Annotated in this window: 21 protein-coding genes; 9 read left to right on the plus strand and 12 right to left on the minus strand. The window is 68.5% G+C overall.

Annotated features, from left to right (window positions below; all coding sequences use genetic code 11):
- Nucleotides 1-105 precede the first annotated feature (105 nt).
- From VER16_RS04500 to VER16_RS04515, 4 genes are all read left to right on the plus strand, one after another.
- Nucleotides 106-555, plus strand: coding sequence for a roadblock/LC7 domain-containing protein (locus VER16_RS04500; RefSeq protein ID WP_324805722.1), 450 nt, complete (start codon nucleotides 106-108; stop codon nucleotides 553-555).
- Between the two features lie 82 nt (nucleotides 556-637).
- Nucleotides 638-997: a roadblock/LC7 domain-containing protein gene (locus tag VER16_RS04505; protein ID WP_324805724.1), complete on the plus strand. Its 360-nt coding sequence runs from the start codon at nucleotides 638-640 to the stop codon at nucleotides 995-997.
- A 55-nt stretch (nucleotides 998-1,052) separates the two neighbouring features.
- On the plus strand, nucleotides 1,053-2,039 hold the full coding sequence (locus VER16_RS04510) for a hypothetical protein (RefSeq protein ID WP_324805726.1): 987 nt from the start codon (nucleotides 1,053-1,055) through the stop codon (nucleotides 2,037-2,039).
- Entirely contained in the window at nucleotides 2,036-2,584 is a 549-nt protein-coding gene (locus VER16_RS04515) for a GTPase (RefSeq protein ID WP_324805728.1), read from the plus strand. The genes VER16_RS04510 and VER16_RS04515 overlap by 4 nt, the downstream gene beginning before the upstream one ends.
- Here VER16_RS04515 and VER16_RS04520 read toward each other — a convergent pair.
- From VER16_RS04520 to birA, 3 genes are read right to left on the minus strand one after another with little or no spacing between them, the layout of a single operon-like run.
- The gene (locus VER16_RS04520) at nucleotides 2,581-3,426 is read right to left on the minus strand and encodes an SPOR domain-containing protein (protein WP_324805729.1); all 846 of its coding nucleotides are present in this window, start codon (nucleotides 3,424-3,426) and stop codon (nucleotides 2,581-2,583) included. The genes VER16_RS04515 and VER16_RS04520 overlap by 4 nt on opposite strands.
- A 10-nt stretch (nucleotides 3,427-3,436) precedes the next feature.
- The gene (locus tag VER16_RS04525; protein WP_108767424.1) at nucleotides 3,437-4,168 is read right to left on the minus strand and encodes a type III pantothenate kinase; all 732 of its coding nucleotides are present in this window, start codon (nucleotides 4,166-4,168) and stop codon (nucleotides 3,437-3,439) included.
- Nucleotides 4,165-5,130 carry a bifunctional biotin--[acetyl-CoA-carboxylase] ligase/biotin operon repressor BirA gene (birA, locus tag VER16_RS04530; RefSeq protein ID WP_324805732.1) on the minus strand — a complete coding sequence of 322 codons (966 nt, stop codon included), beginning with the start codon at nucleotides 5,128-5,130 and terminating at the stop codon, nucleotides 4,165-4,167. The genes VER16_RS04525 and birA overlap by 4 nt, the downstream gene beginning before the upstream one ends.
- A 142-nt stretch (nucleotides 5,131-5,272) precedes the next feature.
- Between birA and VER16_RS04535 the strand changes: the two genes are divergently transcribed.
- Nucleotides 5,273-5,563, plus strand: a complete 291-nt coding sequence (locus VER16_RS04535) for a hypothetical protein (protein ID WP_324805734.1) — start codon at nucleotides 5,273-5,275, stop codon at nucleotides 5,561-5,563.
- Entirely contained in the window at nucleotides 5,530-6,318 is a 789-nt protein-coding gene (locus tag VER16_RS04540; protein ID WP_324805736.1) for a M90 family metallopeptidase, read from the plus strand. Before VER16_RS04535 ends, VER16_RS04540 begins: the two co-directional genes overlap by 34 nt.
- 121 nt (nucleotides 6,319-6,439) lie before the next feature.
- Here the strand turns inward: VER16_RS04540 and VER16_RS04545 are convergent, their stop codons facing one another.
- The 4 genes from VER16_RS04545 to dusA form a co-directional block, all read right to left on the minus strand.
- The gene (locus tag VER16_RS04545) at nucleotides 6,440-7,864 is read right to left on the minus strand and encodes a sensor histidine kinase (RefSeq protein ID WP_079224893.1); all 1,425 of its coding nucleotides are present in this window, start codon (nucleotides 7,862-7,864) and stop codon (nucleotides 6,440-6,442) included.
- 21 nt (nucleotides 7,865-7,885) lie between these two features.
- Entirely contained in the window at nucleotides 7,886-8,569 is a 684-nt protein-coding gene (locus VER16_RS04550; protein WP_004136763.1) for a response regulator transcription factor, read from the minus strand.
- A gap of 71 nt (nucleotides 8,570-8,640) precedes the next feature.
- Complete coding sequence (locus VER16_RS04555) at nucleotides 8,641-9,027, minus strand: hypothetical protein (RefSeq protein ID WP_324805740.1); 387 nt, start codon at nucleotides 9,025-9,027, stop codon at nucleotides 8,641-8,643.
- Nucleotides 9,028-9,240: 213 nt separating this feature from the next.
- Nucleotides 9,241-10,245, minus strand: a complete 1,005-nt coding sequence (gene dusA, locus VER16_RS04560) for a tRNA dihydrouridine(20/20a) synthase DusA (protein WP_324805742.1) — start codon at nucleotides 10,243-10,245, stop codon at nucleotides 9,241-9,243.
- A 365-nt stretch (nucleotides 10,246-10,610) separates the two neighbouring features.
- Here dusA and VER16_RS04565 point away from each other — a divergent pair, with 365 nt between their 5' ends.
- Entirely contained in the window at nucleotides 10,611-11,165 is a 555-nt protein-coding gene (locus VER16_RS04565) for a hypothetical protein (protein ID WP_324805744.1), read from the plus strand.
- A gap of 149 nt (nucleotides 11,166-11,314) precedes the next feature.
- Here VER16_RS04565 and VER16_RS04570 read toward each other — a convergent pair whose 3' ends face one another.
- Entirely contained in the window at nucleotides 11,315-12,769 is a 1,455-nt protein-coding gene (locus tag VER16_RS04570; RefSeq protein WP_324805746.1) for a SulP family inorganic anion transporter, read from the minus strand.
- A 210-nt stretch (nucleotides 12,770-12,979) separates the two neighbouring features.
- Here VER16_RS04570 and VER16_RS04575 point away from each other — a divergent pair, with 210 nt between their 5' ends.
- A complete protein-coding gene (locus VER16_RS04575) occupies nucleotides 12,980-13,960 on the plus strand; it encodes a cation diffusion facilitator family transporter (protein ID WP_324805748.1) in 981 nt (326 codons plus the stop codon).
- Nucleotides 13,961-14,069: 109 nt separating this feature from the next.
- Complete coding sequence (locus VER16_RS04580) at nucleotides 14,070-14,495, plus strand: organic hydroperoxide resistance protein (RefSeq protein WP_108758371.1); 426 nt, start codon at nucleotides 14,070-14,072, stop codon at nucleotides 14,493-14,495.
- A 143-nt stretch (nucleotides 14,496-14,638) separates the two neighbouring features.
- On the opposite strand, the gene mmsB is transcribed toward VER16_RS04580, so the two are convergent.
- Genes mmsB through VER16_RS04600 form a run of 4 tightly spaced genes read right to left on the minus strand, consistent with a single transcriptional unit; the run spans nucleotide 14,639 to nucleotide 18,658 of the window.
- Nucleotides 14,639-15,529: a 3-hydroxyisobutyrate dehydrogenase gene (gene mmsB, locus VER16_RS04585; protein WP_164073707.1), complete on the minus strand. Its 891-nt coding sequence runs from the start codon at nucleotides 15,527-15,529 to the stop codon at nucleotides 14,639-14,641.
- Nucleotides 15,526-16,701: an enoyl-CoA hydratase/isomerase family protein gene (locus VER16_RS04590; RefSeq protein ID WP_324805753.1), complete on the minus strand. Its 1,176-nt coding sequence runs from the start codon at nucleotides 16,699-16,701 to the stop codon at nucleotides 15,526-15,528. Before VER16_RS04590 ends, mmsB begins: the two co-directional genes overlap by 4 nt.
- Nucleotides 16,698-17,495: an enoyl-CoA hydratase gene (locus VER16_RS04595; RefSeq protein WP_324805755.1), complete on the minus strand. Its 798-nt coding sequence runs from the start codon at nucleotides 17,493-17,495 to the stop codon at nucleotides 16,698-16,700. The genes VER16_RS04590 and VER16_RS04595 overlap by 4 nt, the downstream gene beginning before the upstream one ends.
- Nucleotides 17,492-18,658 carry an acyl-CoA dehydrogenase family protein gene (locus tag VER16_RS04600; RefSeq protein ID WP_324805757.1) on the minus strand — a complete coding sequence of 389 codons (1,167 nt, stop codon included), beginning with the start codon at nucleotides 18,656-18,658 and terminating at the stop codon, nucleotides 17,492-17,494. The genes VER16_RS04595 and VER16_RS04600 overlap by 4 nt, the downstream gene beginning before the upstream one ends.
- Between the last annotated feature and the right edge of the window lie 6 nt (nucleotides 18,659-18,664).

Below are 18,664 nucleotides of genomic sequence, written 5' to 3' on the forward strand. Positions count from 1 at the left end.
GGACGGATGAAATCGATTGCGTGCTAGATTTCACACTTCAGCACTAGATTGCTTGACTTCGTTGTTTCGCATGGATCGCGCAGACGGTCCGCAGGGGAGATGGCCGTGCAGCGCAGTACGATCCACCAGCTGGTTCGCCCGCAGGGCGAAGCGCCGGCTGCAAGTTCGATGTACGACGTCACCGCCATCGAGGCGGTGTTCGCACAGGCGCGTGAGCGCGAAAGCAGCCTGAGCCTGCTGATGCTGTCCACCGCCGATGGTCGTGCCATTGCCGAGGCGTCCAGCCTGGATGCTGACGGCCGCCGCATCGCGGCCATGGCCAACTCGTTCCTGACCCTGGGCGAGACCGTTTCGCGCGAGCTGAAACTGAGCGAAGCCGACTACGCCACCATCTGCACGCGCATGGGCAATGTGGTGCTGATCCGCATCGCTGCGGCACGCCCGATGACGCTGACCGCCGTGGGCCGCCCCGAATTGAACCTGGCCGTGCTGCTGTTCCACGCGCGCGAATGTGCGCAGCGGCTGATGCCGGTACTGGACGCCCGCACGCCCTGATTCCCGTTGTTCGACCTCGCCTGCGCAGGCCCGGCCTGCGCTGTTTCCGTGTGCTTTCCCTTGGAACCCAAAAGGATTTTTCGTGCCCAACTTCACCCTGGAAAAACTCAACGGCATCGCCGGTTTCGTCGGCGCTGCACTGGTCGACAGCGATAGCGGCATGGCCCTGGCCATGCTCGGCGGCGGCAACATCAACCTGGAACTGGCCGCCGCCGGCAACACCGAAGTGGTGCGTGCCAAGCGCCGCGTGGCCGAATCGCTGGGCCTGTCGGACAGCATCGAGGACGTGCTGATCACCTTGTCCAGCCAGTACCACCTGATCCGTCCGCTGGAAAGCAATCCGCTGCTGTTCCTGTACGTGGTGCTGGACCGTAGCAAGTCCAACCTGGCCATGGCCCGCCATGAACTGAAGTCGGTCGAAAAGACCCTCGATTTCAGCTGATTGCTGCCCCTCGTGGGGTGCTGCGCGGCAGTGCCCCACCCTTCGCTTCTTCGCCATGAACACTCCGATCCGCTCCTTCCAGGTGGCTGTTGCCGGCCTGGATCTGCTGCACCACACCCGCCTGAAACTGGCCTGTTCGCTGCTGCTTTCCGAGCGCATGGACGTGGCGGTGCGGGACTGGGATGGCACCCCGGCCGACCTGCTGGTGGTGCATGTAGACCACCCCGACAGCCGGGGCGTGCTGGCCGATGCGCACGCGGCGGGCATGGCCACCCTGCGCCTGTCGCGCCGCGCGACCCAGGTACTGGACGGCCTGCTGCCGCACGGCGCCACCGTGCGCGACTTCAACCAGCAGCTGCGCCTGCTGCTGGCCACGGCAGCGGCCACACCCGCACAGGAAGCCCGCACCTTGGCAGCGGCATCTGCCACGCCGCTGCTGCTGCAGCTGGCCAATGCCCCGGAGCCGGCACAGCTGCACCTGCTGCAACGCGGTGCCATGTGGCTGCTGCTGGACCGGCACACGCGCAGCATCGCGCTGCCGGCGCAGGCCACCCTGGCCGATGTCTGCGCACAGCTGGACGCCACCTCGTGGTCGGCCCAGGTGATGGACCCGGCGGATTTCCAGCACCAGTACGCCTACCGGCTGCCGCAGCGGCAATCGCTGGAAGCGCTGTACTTTGCGTTGGCCCAGCACCGCCCGGAACTGCTGCCAGCGGCGCCGGCGTCGCTGCAGCTGCGCCATTGGCCCGACCTGACCGCGGCCGAAGTGCCCAGCGCGTGGCTGCCGGCCATCGCCCGCCTGCATGCCGGTGCGTGCAATCTGGACACGCTGGCACAGCATTGTCGTCTTCCCCGTGCCACGATGGCCTCCCTTTTCTCGGCCGCGTCCGCCTGCGGGCTGGCGCTGTCCCCGGAGTCTGCCTTGCCTTCTGTCAGCCCGCGCGCCCTCGGCGCAGGCCGCGCCGCACCTGGCGATACCCCGTTCCTGCTGCGCCTGGCGCGCCGTTTCGGGCTGGGTCTGCCGCGAGGCCATGCCGCATGAACCTGCCTGCCAACAAGCTGGTGTTCGTGGGTGTGATGGGCGCAGGCAAGACCACGGCCGTGCGTGCGATTTCCGATGTGGAGCCGGTCAGCACGGAAATGCCGCTGAGCGAGCACGCCAGCGCCGACAAGACCGAAACCACCGTCGCGATGGATTACAGCTCCATCGCGCTGGACGATGGCGAGCTGCTGCATGTGTACGGCGTGCCGGGCCAGCGCTACCTGGATTTCATGTGGCCACTGGTGGCCGATGGCGCGCTGGGCGTGGTGGTGCTGGTCAGTGCTGGCACACCGGAACCGGTGCAGACCACGCTGGAACTGCTGCAGGATTTTGCCCGCATTGCGCCGCAGGCCAGCCTGGCAGTGGGCGTCACCCGCACCGACGACCATCCCGGTTTCCTGCTGCCTGAATTCCGCGATGCACTGTTCGCAGCGGGCATGCACCTGCCGGTGCTGCGCGTGGATGCGCGCTCGACCACCCAGGTGACCTTCCTGGTGAAATCGCTGCTGTCCTACCGGCTCGCCCAGGAACGCCAGGCCGGTTAACGCAGGCGCGTGCAGTCCAGTGCGCGCTGCTGCGCGGCACCACTGCGCTGCTGTGCCTGCGCCGGTTCGCTGCCGGCGGCCAGCTGCCCTTCCAGCCACCACTGCCCGGCATAGCCGCTGGCCACCAGGCGCGGCTGGAAACCGGCCGCCTGCACGGCCGCGATGCGGCGCTCGGCGCCTTCGCGGTTGCGGTACTGGCCTAGGGCGATGGCGTTGCTCTCTTCGCCCTGGCTGATGATGTAGTAATCGCTGAGGCCGGCAGCGACGATGCGCTTGACCATGGCCTGGGCGTCTTCGCGGCTGGCAGCGGCCGGCAGCAGCACGCGGTAGCGGGTGCTGCCGCTGGCGGCGGGCTGTTCGCGCAGGCGCGCGGGGGCCAGCAGCTTGCCGGCGCGGCCCTGTGCGGCGACGGCCGCGGCACGGTCGGCGAACGGCCCGAGGGCGACGCAGCGCGGCGGCGCGGCGGGCTTCTCCACGACAGGCGTTTCGACCACGGGCTTCTGCACAACGGGCTCGGCCGGCTTGGCGGCAGCGGCCACGGCAGGCGCGGCCTCCGCGGTCGGGGCGGCGGCGGCGGGCGGTGTGGTTGCCGGTGCCTCGGTAGCGGCCACGGCAGCGCTGGGCGCAGCCTCGCGCTCCTGCAGTGCCTCGGTCGGCGCGGCGGTGGCGGCGGTCTCCGCCACGGCAGCGGCATCGGTGCCGCCCGGCAGCCAGCGCAGTTCGGCCACGCCGGTGGCGGGCTGGGGCGGCGTGGCCGGCGCGGGTTCACTGCGCAGCAGCCACCAGCTGGCGACGCCTACGTTGAGGATGGCCAGCACGACGATCAGGGCACGGGTCAGCATGCTGCCGATACTAGCCTGCGGGCTGGTGCACCGCCCAGCGGGCGAGGCCGTCCAGCACCAGCGACGGGTGGTAATCGGCGCCGTCCAGCAACGGCATCAACGCCGGTGCGCCGCCGCCGTGCACCAGCAGCGCGGGTGCCACGCCCAGCAGCGCCTGCGCCTGGCGCGCACTGCGTTCCACCAGGGCCACGGCGGCGCCATCACAGCCGGAAGCCAGCGCGTCGGCGGTGTCGTTGGCGAATTCGCTGTAGTCGCCGCCACTGGCCGGCAGCTGCACCGCACGCGCGTGCAGCGCTTCGCGCATGGTGGTGGGCGAGGCAGAAATGCGGCCACCGTGATGCTGGCCGTCGGCATCGAGCAGATCGATGGTCAGCGCGGTGCCCACGCCCACCACCAGCACCGGGCGCCGCGCGGTCGCGGCGGCCAGCAGTGCGAGGAAACGATCAACGCCGAATTTTTCCGGCTTGGCATAGGCAATGCGCACGCCTGCGCATTCGGCACTGGTGCGCACCACGCGCACATCGCCGAAGCGGGCCTGCAGCTGCTGCAGCATGGCGGTGGTCAGCGACGGGGCGGCCACGCTGGCCACGAAGGCGGTGCCGCCGGTGGGCAGGCTGTGCGGCGGCTGCGCGGCCATGCCTTCGGCGCCATGCGCCCAGGCCTGTACATCACCGGCACGGTCACCCTGCAACGGCGCGAACTTGAAGCGCGAATTGCCGAGGTCGAACAACCAATCGCTCATGCCTTCCTCACGCTCACTTCGCCGGCGTGCAGCAGGCGCTCGTGGCCATCGATGCGTACGCGCAGGGCGCCGTCATCGGCCAGGCCCAGCGCGGTGCCGTGCTGCCATTGGCCTTCCAGCTCCACGCGCACCTCGCGGCCGGCCAGCATGTCGAAGGCGGCATAGCGCGGCAGGAACGGGGCCAGGCCCTCGCGGTCGAACACGTCCAGCGCCGGCAACAGGCGCGCCAGCACGGCGGCCACCACCACGTTGCGGTCCACGTGGCTGCCGGCCAGGGTGTCCAGGTCCACCCAGGGCTGGGTGATCTGCTCGGCGAAGGCCGGCGGCATGTGCACGTTGATGCCGATGCCGATGACCGCGCGCGCCGGGCCGGCATATTCGCCGCCACCCTCGGCCAGCAGGCCGACCAGCTTGCGGCCGTCCACCAGCACGTCGTTGGGCCACTTCAGCTGCGCCTGGGTGTATCCGAGGTCGTGCAGGGCCTCGGCCACGGCAACGCCGGCCACCAGGCTGAGGCCGGCCAGGCGGCCCAGGCCACCGGAGAACAGGCGCAGCACCGACAGGTAGACGTGGGCGGCCAGCGGCGAGGCCCAGCTGCGGCCACGGCGGCCACGGCCACCGGTCTGGCGCTCGGCCAGCAGGACGCAGACGCCGCGCTGCGGCGCGCTGCAGCGCAACAATTCGGCATTGGTGGAATCCATCGTCCAGGCCACCTGCAGGTCATGCAGCAGGGCCACGGCGTCTTCAGGCAGGTGCGCGCGGATGACCGCCGGGTCCAGCAGCTCCAGCGGCCGGCTCAGGCCATAGCCCTCGCCTGCACGGCCTTCGATGTCCACACCGGCAGCTCTAAGCCCTTGAATACGCTTCCAAATGGCCGCCCGGGTCTGGCCCAGCTCACGGGCCAGGGCGTCGCCGGACAGGCGACCGGCAGCGAGTTTGGCCAGCAATTGGCGATCGTCCACGGCAGCTTCCACAAGGTCAGAACGGAATTATGCGGGAAAGCCGCCAGCGACGCCTGCGCGGTGGCGGGGGCGGGGCTTCCAATCCGGGGCCGGGTTCGGGCTAGAATCGGGAACTCACCCTCCCTTAACGTGGATGTCGTCAATGCGCCGTTATGCCCATTGCCTGATCCTGCTGACGATGCCCTTTGCGGCGTCGGCAACGGCATCGCTGGACGACAGCCGCGGGGCCTGCGTGTATTCCACCCCCGATGCCGCTTCGCAGCGCGCCAGTGCCACCACCACCGCTTCGGCCAGCACGGCCAAGCCGGCGGCAGCGGTCCGCCCGGCGGCCAGCAGCGCCACCAGCAGCGGCGGCGGCGGCAGTGATGACGATGTGCTGCAGCGCATCCGTGCGCCGAAGTGGCACAGCTACCTGCCGGGTATGTTCCGCTGATCAAGTCGTTGCTGCAGTGGCTGCGGCCTGCGCCGCGGCCGATTGAAGATGCGGTGTGGAATGAAGCCTGCGGCCGCGCCGCCTGGCTGCAAGGCCTGGGCGACGAACGCCGCGCGCGTCTGCGTGTGCTGGCTACCCGCTTCCTGCATGAGAAGACCATCACCCCCGTGGGCGCGCTGCAGCTGCAGGTGGCCGACGGCGTGCTGCTGGCCGCGCTGTGCTGCCTGCCACTGCTGGAATTCGGCGAGGTCGGGCTGGAAGGCTGGTCGCAGCTGATCGTCTACCCCGATGCGTTCCGCGTGCACCGCAGCCACATGGATGCGGCCGGCGTGCTGCACGAATGGGATGATGAGCTGATTGGCGAGTCGTGGGACAGCGGACCGTTGATACTGTCCTGGGCCGATGTGCAGGCCGACCTGGCCGCACCGCACGAGGGCTACTGCGTGGCCGTGCACGAGATGGTGCACAAGCTGGACGCGCTGGATGGGGCGATGGACGGTACCCCGCCGCTGCCGCGTGCGTGGCAGCGCGAATGGGCGGCCGCCTTCCAGCAGTCCTACGATGGGTTCTGCGCGCAGGTGGATGCCGGTGTGGAAACGTTGATCGACCCGTATGCGGCCGAGGCACCGGAAGAGTTCTTCGCAGTGGCCAGCGAATACCACTTCTCCGCGCCGGATGTGCTGGCGCAGGCGCTGCCGGAGGTGGCCGCGCACCTGCGGCGGCTCTATGGTGAGCCGCCGGCAATGGTCGATTGATTCATCCGTCCGCCGGACGTGGGAGCTGCCGTGCGTAGAGTCGAGCTTGCTCGACTGCACCGGCAAACGCAGTCGAGCAAGCTCGACTCTACTAGCGCCGGGCCATGCCTGGCGTCGTGGCTTACGGTCCCGGCGGCAGGCGCACTTCGAAGCGGGCGCCGCCCAGTTCGCTGGAGCGGGCGACCAGCAGTTCGCCGCGGTAATCCTTGATGAGATCCTGCACGATCGACAGGCCGATACCGTGGCCCTGCACGCGTTCGTCGCCACGCACGCCACGCTGCAGCACCTTGCCGATGTCTTCCGGGGCGATGCCCGGGCCATCGTCGTCCACCGCCAGCAGCAGGCCGGCGCGGCGCGCGTTCGGTGCCGGCAGCGGCTGCGCGGTCAGCAGCACCCGGCGCTTGGCCCACTTGAAAGCGTTCTCCAGCAGGTTGCCCAGCAGTTCCTGCAGGTCGCCCGGTTCACCGTGGAAACGCGCGGCCGGGTCGATGTCGAATTCGCAGAGCACGCCCTTCGACGCGTAGACCTTCTCCAGGCCACGCACGATTTCCTCGGCGTTGGATTCCACCGGCAGCGGCGCGGAGAACAGCTTGTGGCCCGAGGATGCAGCACGCGCCAGCTGGTAGGACACCAGGTTGTTCATGCGCTGCAGCTGCACGTCCAGTTCCTCGCGCAGGGCGCCATCGCCGGCACCGCTGTCCATCTGCGTGCGCAGCACGGCGATGGGCGTCTTCAGGCTGTGCGCCAGATCGGCAAGGGTATTGCGCTGGCGTTCGAGATTTTCGCGCTCGCTCTCGATGAAGGCATTGATGCTGTCGGTCAGCGGCTCCAGCTCGCGCGGGTGGCGTTCGCTCATGCGCTCGGTCTCGCCGCGCTGCACCTTGGTCAGCTCGGTGATGACCCGCCGCAGCGGGCGCAGGCTCCACTGCAGGATGACCGTCTGCAGCAGCAGCAGGATCAGGCCGATGCCGCCCAGGTAGAACCAGACCCGGCTGCGGAACACGCGCAGCTGCGCGCCCAGCGCGCGCGAGTCTTCCATCACATAGATGGTGTACGGGAATTCGGTGGCGGGGTCGGCGTCGGCGTCCCACACCAGGCCCAGGCCATAGCGGTACACCGAGCCCTGGCTGCCATCGATCTGGATCATCGGCAGCGGGCCTTCGAACACTTCCTGGCGCGGGGCCAGCAGGCCGCCGCCCACGGTCGGCAGCATCGGGCCTTCGGCGGACATCGAATTGCCCTTGCCGTCCGGCATCACCACCTGCAGGTACAGCCCGCTGCCGGGCACGTCGAAACGCGGATCCGGCGGCTGCTCGCGGATGTACAGCGAGCGGTCGCGGGTGAAGTCGATGCCGGCCGCATAGGCCGTGGCGTAGTTCTTCAGGCGCTCACGCAGGTTCGCCTTCGCGGTGTCGGCGAAGGCGGCATCGAGCGCGTAACCGGCCAAGGCCAGGAACGCGACCAGGCCCACGGACGCGGCGAACAGCTGGCGCGCCTGCAGTGAGCGCGGCCGCCAGCGTCGGAAGAACCACAGACGGCCGGACATCGTTTATCGCCTTGGGAAGGCTCAGCCCTCGTTGCGCGGAATCGCGAAACGGTAGCCGCGGCCACGCACGGTCTCGATCGGCTTCAGTTCGCCGTCCGGGTCCAGCTTCTTGCGCAGGCGGCCGATGAACACTTCCAGCACGTTCGAGTCGCGGTCGAAATCCTGCTGGTAGATGTGCTCGGTGAGGTCGGCCTTGGAGACCAGTTCACCGGCATGCATCATCAGGTATTCCAGCACCTTGTACTCGTAGCTGGTCAGGTCGACATTGCTGCCGGCCACGCTGACGGTCTGCGCTGCCAGATCCAGGGCGACCGGGCCGCATTCCAGGGTCGGCTTGCTCCAGCCAGCGGCACGGCGAAGCAGCGCGTTGACGCGGGCCAGCAGCTCTTCCACATGGAACGGCTTGACCAGGTAATCGTCGGCACCCTGCTTGAGGCCCTCGACCTTGTCCTGCCAGCTCGAACGCGCGGTCAGGATCAGCACCGGGAACTTCTTGCCTTCATCGCGCAGGGCCTTGATCAGCTCCATGCCCGACATCTTGGGCAGGCCCAGGTCGATGATGCCGACGTCGAACGGTACTTCGCGGCCCATGTAGAGGCCTTCCTCGCCGTCCTGCGCAGCATCGACGGCAAAACCTTCGCGCTTGAGCCGGGCTGCCAGGGTCTCACGCAGCGGGGCTTCGTCTTCGACCAGAAGGATACGCATGAACTCTCCCTAGTGTCCTGGGTGTGGCCCGGAGGCCTGTGGGTACGGTGTATGACGGCAACTATCCCTGTTCAGGGGTTATCGCCGCGTAGTGATGACATATCCGACCGCGGCGTGCGCGGCTGTGAACGTGACGGGGCGGGGTCGTCCATGTAGCGGACCCGGCCCCGGTCGTCCATGTACTTGACCCGGTTGATGTCGCGGCCGTCGAACGGGACGCGCTCGGCGCCCAGGATGTGGCCACCGGTGGTGCGCTGCACCCGGCGGACCGCATCGGACAGCGAGCGGTCGTCGCCCCGGCCACCGCGATCCATCATCTCCGCGCGCATGTCCGCACGCGGCTCGCCGCCACCACCACCGCGCGGTGGCTGCTGCGCCATCGCTGCGGAAAGGGGGGCAGCCGCCAGGACCACGCAGGTGGCCAGGGCAATGCGGCGGTGGAAGGGAGCGGAAGACATCGATGCGATCCTAGCCGAGCACGGCGATTCGTTCAAAAGTCGTAAATCCGGGGCGCCGGGTACGGATCCCGGCCTTTACAATTTCTTTGCAAATGATTGGTTTGGCGCGGTGAATCCGATCTGAACTTTTCCGGGTGCTCACCGGCTTCGTTCATCTAAGTGAACATTCGGGACGAATCCACGGGCCTTGTCAAGTCAGGAACGTGACTGAAATCACGCTGCGGCGCGGTCGGCCTCGCGCTCGGTGACGGCCAGCGCCTGCTCGATCAGCGCCCAGTCGGCGCCGGGGCGGTGCGCGCCCTCGCTCAGCACCTGGCGGAAGGCGCGGCCGCCCGGCTGGCCGTGGAACAGGCCCAGCAGGTGGCGGGTGATGTGCTTCAGGGCCAGGCCCTCGCCCAGGCGGGCCTCGATGTAGGGGCGCAGCGCGCGCAGCAGTTCGCCGCGCGGGCGCAGCGCGGCGCCGGTGTGCAGGGCCTCCAGCTGATGCAGCAGGTAGGGGTCGTGGTAGGCCGCACGGCCCAGCATGACGCCATCGACGTGCGCGGCCTGGGCCTGCACCGCCTCCACCGTGGCCAGGCCACCGTTGATGACCACCGGCAACGACGGCCGTTCCTGCTTGAGGCGGTAGGCCCAGTCGTACTTCAGCGGTGGAACCTCGCGGTTCTCCTTCGGCGACAGGCCCTTCAGCCAGGCGTTGCGCGCGTGCACCACGACCATGGCGGCACCCGCGGCGACCTGGCGGTCGACGAAGCCGGCGAACACATCAAAGTCGTTGTCTTCGTCCACGCCCAGGCGGCACTTCACCGTCACCGGGATATCCACCGCCGCGACCATGGCCGCCACGCACTCGGCCACCAGCGCCGGTTCGCGCATCAGGCAGGCGCCGAAGCGCCCGGCCTGCACGCGGTCGGACGGGCAGCCGCAGTTGAGGTTGACCTCGTCGTAGCCCCAGTCAGCGGCGATGCGCGCGGCCTGCGCCAGCAGGGCCGGATCGCTGCCGCCCAGCTGCAGGGCCAGCGGCTGTTCGCTGCCGTCGAAGCCGAGCAGGCGCTCGCGGTCGCCATGGATGACCGCGTTGGCGTGCACCATCTCGGTGTACAGCCGCGCACCCGGCGCCAGCACGCGGTGGAACACGCGGCAGTGGCGGTCCGTCCAATCCATCATGGGGGCAACGGACAGGCGCAGGGAATCGGCGTAACGGGCGGTGGCGGACGTCATCGGGGCATTGATCGTGGAGACTGGCAATGCCAGTGAGATCAATAGTTTACCCACTTGCCATGAACGCTGCCCGGAGCACCCGTTGACAGGCCGCGCGGCGTGGGAAATTTTGGTGAACGCGAAATGAATCCGCCAGGGAGGCCGTCATGCTGTCAGCACGATCCATTGCACTTGCACTCGCAGGCTTTGCGATCACGGCCGCTGTGATCTGGACAGTGAACCGGGAAACGCAGAACGGTGCGACGGGCCGGCCAACACCCTCTTCCGTCGCCTCGTCGGGGCCAGGCGCGTCCGCGCGCGCACCAGCGCCCATAGGGACTGGCCAGCGCCATGCGGCACGGACGGTCTTTTCGGCATCCCCGCGTGTGGGTGACACCCTGTCCGGGGCCCGCACCGATGCCGATGTGGTGTGGCTGGCACGCAACGGGTATCCATCCACCGAGGCGGCACAGGATGCACTGCTCCGCGGAGGGGCCAGAGGCGGGTTCACCCCGCAGGAACGGCTGGACCCGGCCGCCATCCTCGACGCCGAGCAGCTGGCGCTGCGAGACACCTCCCGGCGCGGAGAAGCGATGGACTTCCTGGCGGCGTCTGCGCAGGCCGGGTCCATCTATGCGCTGGAGACGCTTGCCCGCATCCATGACCACGGCGTCGATGGCATCGCTGATCCGCTGCGGGCATCGGCGTATCGCAAGGCGGCGGAGCTGCGCGGCAGTTGGCCGGCGGCACTGGCGGGCGACCGCACACCCCTGACGCGCCAGCAGCAGATGCAGGCCACGCTGATGGCGCACCAGATCATTGCCAACCTCGACCGCGAACGACAGGCAAACGGCCTTCCCCCGCTTGGCATCGATACACGCCCCGGCCTGGACGAGCTCATCACCGGGATCGGTACGGGGGGCGGTGGCGGCGCTTTTTGAGGACCATGGGTGAATCGCCGCCTATCTGAGCGAAGCCCAGGCAGCGGGTGATGCAGACCACTAGCAGGAAGCGCTTGGAACGGTTGCCCGAGCGCGCTCCGTCGCCCATGCATCCGCCGGGCATGGCCCGGCGCTACCGCCCCGCCCGCTCAGTGCCCGCCGCGCGCGTCGCCCACCTGCTCGATGAGGGTCTGGCTGGCCGCATTGAGGCCCACCACGTCCACCTGCGCACCGTGCGCGGCCAGCTTTTCCTGCGCGCGCTCCAGCGCCGCCACGGCGGTCAGATCCCATAGATGCGCATCGCGCAGGTCGCTCTGCACCTTCGGCGCGACATGCTGGTAATCGAAGGCTGCACCGAGCTGGCCGGCCGAGGCGAAGAACACCTGCCCGCGCACGCGGTAGACCTGGGTATCGCCCGTGTCTTCGCGCTGCACATCCAGCATGCGGCCGACCTTGCGGGCGAAGAACAGCGCCGACAGCAGCACGCCACTGAGCACGCCCTTGGCCAGGTCGTGGGTGGCCACGGTGACCACCACGGTCAGCAGCATCACCGCAGACGAGCTGCGCGGATGGGTGCGCAGGTCACGCAGCGAACGCCAGCTGAAGGTGCCGATGCTGACCATGATCATCACCGCCACCAGCGCGGCCATCGGGATCTGCCGCACCAGGTCGCTGCCGTACACCACCAGCACCAGCAGCAGCACACCGGCTACCAGGCAGGACAGGCGGCCGCGGCCACCGGAGGTCACGTTGATGACTGACTGGCCGATCATCGCGCAGCCGGCCATGCCGCCGAGGAAGCCGGTGACCGTGTTGGCCACACCCTGGCCGACGCATTCGCGGTTGCGCTCGCTGGGCGTCTCGGTGATGTCCTCGACGATCTGCAGGGTCATCATCGATTCCAGCAGGCCGACCACGGCCAGCGTGGCCGACACCGGCAGCAGGATGCGCAGGGTGTCCCAGGTGAAGGGCACATCGGGGATGAGGAAGTGCGGCAGGCTGTCGGGCAGCTGGCCCATGTCGCCGACGCTGCGCACGTCCACGCCGAAGCCGATGACCACGGCGGTGAGCACGACGATGGCGACCAGCGGCGACGGCACGGCGCGGGTGATGCGCGGCAGCAGGTAGATGATGGCCAGCGCGGCGGCGCACAGCACGTACACGGTGGGGCCGCGGCCGATCAGTTCCGGCATCTGCGCCAGGAAGATGAGGATGGCCAGCGCGTTGACGAAGCCGGTGATGACCGAGCGCGAGACGAAGCGCATCAGCGCACCAAGCTTGAACACGCCGGCCAGCACCTGCAGCAGGCCGGCCAGGATGCTGGCGGCGAACAGGTACTGCAGGCCGTGGTCCCTGACCAGGTCGACCATCACCAGCGCCATCGCGCCGGTGGCGGCGGAGATCATGCCGGGGCGGCCGCCGGCGATGGCGGTGACCACGGCGATGGAGAACGCGGCGTACAGGCCGACCTTGGGGTCGACGCCAGCGATGAGCGAAAAGGCGATGGCCTCGGGAATCAGGGCCAGGGCGACGACGATGCCGGACAGCAGGTCGCCACGGATGTTGCCGAGCCATTGCTGGCGCAGGGGGTAGGACGTTTGCATGGGAAAACTCCGCGCGCACGGGCGTGGGGCCACGTGGCGCTGCAGTGGAAAGACGTGGGTTCCTGAGCCGGGCGGGCCGGCTGCCGAGGTGCGGCAAGGGTCAGGGTGGCGTGATCACTACAGTCGGGAGCCGGTACGTGGGAGGCGCGCAGTCTACGGGAAGCGGGGCGGTGGGGGTAGCGCGTGGGCAGGGTGGCAACGCAGCGGAGCATGGCTCCGCTCTACAATCGGGCCATGGCCCTGCCCGCTTCCCGATTCTTCGACCCCGCCACCGAACAGGGCGTGCTGCGCCTGTCCATCGCCTTCTCGCTGGCCGTTGCGCTGGCCGGGGTGGTGTTCGGCCTGCTGGCCAATTCCTCGTTGATCATCTTCGACGGCATCTACGGCCTGATTGACGTGGTGATGACCTGGCTGTCGCTGCTGGTGGCGCGGCTGATCGCACTGTCCACCCAGACCGATGCGCTGCAGTCGCGGCTCAACCAGCGCTTCACCATGGGCTTCTGGCACCTGGAACCGATCGTGCTGGGGGTGAGTGGCATCCTGATGATCGGTGCGGCGCTGTACGCGCTGGTCAACGCGGTGGATGCGCTGATGTCCGGCGGGCGCCACATCGCGCTGGGGCCGGCCATCGTGTTTGGTGTGGTCTCGCTGCTGGCCGAGAGTGCATTCGGTGCTTTCGTGTGGCGCGCCAACCGCCGCATCGGATCGGATTTCATCGCGCTGGATGCGAAGAACTGGGTGATCGCGGCCAGCATGTCGGCCTGCTACGTGGTCGCCTTCGTGGGTGGCGTGCTGGTGCAGGGTACGCCGCTGGCCTGGGTCGGGCCCTATATCGATCCGGCCATCCTGGCCGTGGTCTGCCTGTTCGTGATGGTGGCGCCGCTGGGCACGGTGCGCCGGGCGCTGGCCGGCATCCTGCTGGTGACCCCGCCGGAACTGCAGGCGCACGTGGATTCCGTGGCGCGCGACATCGTGGCGCGGCATGGGTTTGTGGAACACCGCAGCTACGTGGCCCAGGTTGGGCGTGGCGAGCAGATCGAGCTGTTCTTCGTGGTCCGCGAGGACGACCCGCCGCGGCCTCTGGTGGAATGGGACCAGCTGCGCGATGAGATCGGCGATGCGCTGGGTGAGGCTTCGCCGGACCGCTGGCTGACGATCATGTTCACCACCGACCGCGAGTGGACGATCTAGGCACGCAGGACGATGTGTCAAATATTCGATACGAACTGTCACCCGAAGTCCTGCGAAGCCGGGCAAAGTAGACCCATCGAAACACCCACCCACTGACCAGGAGCATCCCATGTCCATCGAAAAGGTTCTGTACACCGCCCAGGCCACCTCCACCGGCGGCCGTGAAGGCCGTTCGGTCTCCTCCGACAACGTGCTGGACATCCAGCTGTCGACCCCGCGCGAGCTGGGCGGCGCCGGCGGCCCGGGCACCAACCCGGAACAACTGTTCGCTGCCGGCTACTCGGCCTGCTTCCTCGGCGCGCTGAAGTTCGTGGCCGGCCAGGCCAAGGTCGCCCTGCCGGCCGAAACCACCGTGACCGGCAAGGTCGGCATCGGCCAGATCCCGACCGGTTTCGGCATCGAAGCCGAGCTGACCATCAACGCCCCGGGCGTGCCGCGCGAGCAGTTGGAAGAACTGGTGCAGAAGGCCCACATCGTCTGCCCGTACTCCAACGCCACCCGCGGCAACATCGACGTGACGCTGATCGTTGCCTGATGCGCTGATGCCGGCCAGCGGCCGGCACTACCCGCGCACGGGGCAAAAAAATGGGCGGATGCCGGTCGAAACCGGGCATCCGCCCATCCCACCTCGGGTGGGCCCCGGCACAGGGCCGGGGACGCGTTCGCTTGTGTGGAGCCTTATTTCTCGCTGGTGATGAGCTGCACGACGCTGGAGAAGTCCAGCTTGCCGCGGCCGGCCTGGTGGTTCATCGAGTACAGGTTGCGGGCCACTTCGCCCAGCGGGATCGAGGCGCCGACATTCATCGCCGCTTCCACCGCCAGGCCCATGTCCTTCAGCATCAGGTCGCTGCCGAAACCGCCGCTGTAGCCGCGCGAGGCCGGGGCATTTTCCAGCACACCCGGCCACGGGTTGCACACTTCTGTGGCCCAGCTGCGGCCGGTGCTGACCGCCATCATCTGCGACAGCACCTTCGGGTCCAGCCCGTGTGCCACGCCCAGCGCGATGGCTTCGCCGGTGACGGCCATGATCACGCCCAGCGCCATGTTGTTGCACAGCTTGGCGACCTGGCCGGCGCCGCTGGCACCGACGTGGAAGATGTTTTTGCCCATCGCCTGCAGCACCGGGCGCGCACGTTCCAGCGCGTCCTCTTCACCACCGACGATGAAGGTGAGCGTGCCGGCCTGTGCACCGGCGGTACCGCCGGACACCGGTGCGTCGAGCATCTGCAGGCCACGCGCGGCTGCGGCTTCAGAGACCTTGCGGGCACTGGCCGGGGCGATCGTGCTGCAGTCGATCACCAGCGCACCGGCCGGGATGTCGGCGAGGATGCCGTCATCGCCGAGGTACACGCCTTCGACATGACGGCTGGCCGGCAGCATCGAGATCACCACTTCGGCGTCGGCCAGGGTGTCACGCGCCGACGGCGCAGCACTGGCACCGGCGTCGACGGCCGCCTGCACCGCAGCCGGCACCAGGTCGAACACACGCACGGTATGGCCGTTCTTGACCAGGTTGGCGGCCATCGGGCCGCCCATGTTGCCCAACCCGATGAATGCAATGCGGCTCATGCAAGGCTCCTTTCAGCAAGGGAAGTACCCAGGTCGGCCAGCGGATGCGCGGCCTCGGCCCAAGGGGAAACAAAGAAGGTGTCGGCCCACGCAGCGGTGGCTTCGGCCAGGGTGGCCGGGTTCCACTGCGGGTTGCGGTCCTTGTCGATCAGCAGCGCGCGGATGCCTTCGGCGAAATCGCCACGGGCGGCGCAATGCAGGGCGGTGATGTATTCCAGGCGGTAGACGCTGGCCAGGTCCTGGCCGGCGCTGCGGCGCTGCAGTTCGAAGGCCAGCCGCGCCGATCCGGGCGCACCGGCAGCGAGCGTCTTTTGTGCCGCCTGCAGCCAGGCATCGTCGGTCTGCAGGTCGCGGATGCGCGCGATGATCGCAGGCAGATCGTCGCCTGCGCACAGCGCGTCGACCTGTGCGGCGTTGGCCAGCAGCGGGCCGGTGGCGGCATCGCTGGCATGCGACTGCAGCAGCTGGCTCAAGCGCTCATGGTTGTGGGCAGCATCGCCCGACCAGGCCACCTGCAGCAGCGCATCGAACACCGCACTGCGGCGTTCTTCGGCAACGTGCACGTCGGCCAGACCGGCGTAGATGGCATCGCCTGGGTTCAGCAGCGCGCCGGTCAGGGCCAGGAACAGGCCACCCTTGCCCGGCACGCGCGGCAGCAGCCAGCTGCCACCCACGTCCGGGAACAGGCCGACGGTGATTTCCGGGAAGGCCAGCTTGGAGCGCTCGCTGACCACGCGGTGGCTGGCACCGGACATCAGGCCGATGCCGCCGCCCATCACGATGCCGTGGCCCCAGCACAGGATCGGCTTGGGGTAGGTGTGGATGAGGTAGTCGACGCGGTATTCGACGTCGAAGAATTCGGCGGCGTAGTCGTTTTCGCGGATGTCGCCGTGGCCCGCCTCGCGGAAGGCGACCATCGCCTTGTACAGGCTGTGCAGGTCGCCACCGGCACAGAACGCCTTTTCGCCAGCGCCCTGCAGCAGCACCATCGCGATGCCGTCATCATCGGCCCAGGCGTTCAACTGCTTCAGCAGCAGGTGCGCCATCGGCAGCGAGAAGCCATTGAGCGTGCGCGGCGCGTTGAGCGTGGCGAAGCCGATGCGCGTGCCGTTGCCGGCCGCGCGCTCTTCGAACAGCACCGGTGCGTCGTCGGCAACGGTGTCGGTGGTCATGCGTTCTTCCACTGCGCGGCGCGCTTTTCCAGGAAGGCGCTCACGCCCTCGACCTGGTCGGCGGTGTCGAACAGGTCGACGAAGGCTTCGCGCTCGGCCACCAACGCCGAGGCGTGGGTGCCGGTGCGGCTGGACTGCACCAGGGTCTTGCAGGCGGCGATGCTGGTCGGACTCTGCTTGCCGGCCTTCTTCGCCCACTCCAGCGCCAGCGCCTTGGCTTCGCCCTTGCCGACCTTCTCTTCGGCAAGACCGATGCGCACGGCGGTTTCAGCGTTGATGCGCTCGCCCAGCAGGATCATGCGCTTGGCCCAGCCCTCGCCGACCAGGCGCGGCAGGTTCTGGGTGCCACCGGCGCACGGCAGCAGGCCGACGGTGGCCTCCGGCAGTGCCACCTGGGCGTGGTCTTCGATGATGCGCAGGTCACAGGCCAGCGCGCATTCCAGGCCACCGCCCATGGCGTAGCCGTTGATGGCGGCGATGGACACGCCACGGAAACCGGACAGCGCTTCGAAGGCTTCGCCGAAACGGCGTGCGGCTTCGCGTGCGGCGGCCTTGTCGCCCGAGGCGAACTGGTTCAGATCAGCGCCGGCGGAGAAGAACTTCTCGCCGTCACCGGTGATCACCAGCGCGTAGATGTCGCGGTCTGCATTGAGCGCGCCCACCAGGTCGCGCAGCGCGGACAGGCTGTGCACGGTCCAGGTGTGCGCCGGCGGGTTGTGCAGGGTGACCACGGCGGTGTGGCCATCGGCCTCGACCTTCAGGCCCACGTGCTCCTGGGTACGCCAATCCTTCATCGCAGTTCCTCTTCGGTGTTGAGCAGGTGGCGGGCAACGATCACCCGCATGATCTCGTTGGTGCCTTCCAGGATCTGGTGCACGCGGCTGTCGCGCAGCAGGCGCTCGATCGGGTATTCGCGGATGTAGCCGTAGCCGCCGTGGATCTGCAGTGCTTCGTTGCAGATCTTGAAGCCGGCATCGGTGGCGAAGCGCTTGGCCATCGCGCACCACACGTTGGCATCGCTGGCACCGGCATCGAGCTTGCGCGCGGCCGAGTGCACCATCTGCCGCGCGGCGACCAGCTCGATGGCCATGTCGGCCAGCTTGAACTGCAGCGCCTGGAAATCGGCCAGCGCCTTGCCGAACTGGCGGCGCTCGCCCATGTAGCGGCGTGCGGCATCCAGCGCGCCCTGCGCGGCACCCAGCGAGCAGGCGGCGATGTTGATGCGGCCGCCGTCCAGCCCCTTCATCGCCAGCTTGAAGCCGCCGCCTTCCTCTCCCAGAAGGTGGCTGACCGGCACGCGGACGTTTTCGAAGGTGATGCCACGGGTGGGCTGGCTGTTCCAGCCCATCTTCTCTTCCTTGCGGCCATAGCTGATGCCCGGCAGGTCGGCCGGCACCGCGATGGCGCTAACACCGCCCGCACCGGCACCGCCGGTACGCGCCATCACCACCAGCAGCTCGGTGGCACCGGCGCCGGAGATGAAAGCCTTGGAGCCGTTCAGCACATAGACGTCGCCATCGCGCACGGCGGTGGTCTTCAGCGAGGCCGCATCGGAACCGGCACCCGGCTCGGTCAGGCAGTACGAGGCCAGCTTGCTGCCCGAGGACAGATCAGTGCCCCATGCATCGCGCAGTTCGGCCTGGCCCCACTTGGACACCATCCACGAGGCCATGTTGTGGATGCTGATATACGCCGCGGTCGACGGATCGACGTTGGCGAGCTCCTCGATGACGACGGCGGCGTCCAGACGGCTGAGGCCGCTGCCGCCGACTTCCGGGTCCATGTACAGACCACAGAAGCCCAGTTCACCGGCCTTGGCGATCGCCTCGCGCGGAAAGATGCCCTCCGCATCCCATCGCGCGGCGTGCGGCGCCAGTTCGGCCTGTGCGAAGTCACGCGCGGCTTCGCGATACGCCTGCTGCGCTTCTTCCTGGTCCGTCGTCATCGAGTGGCTCATGGCTGC

The organism is Stenotrophomonas sp., from assembly GCF_035634915.1.
In the GTDB taxonomy this organism is placed as follows: domain Bacteria; phylum Pseudomonadota; class Gammaproteobacteria; order Xanthomonadales; family Xanthomonadaceae; genus Stenotrophomonas.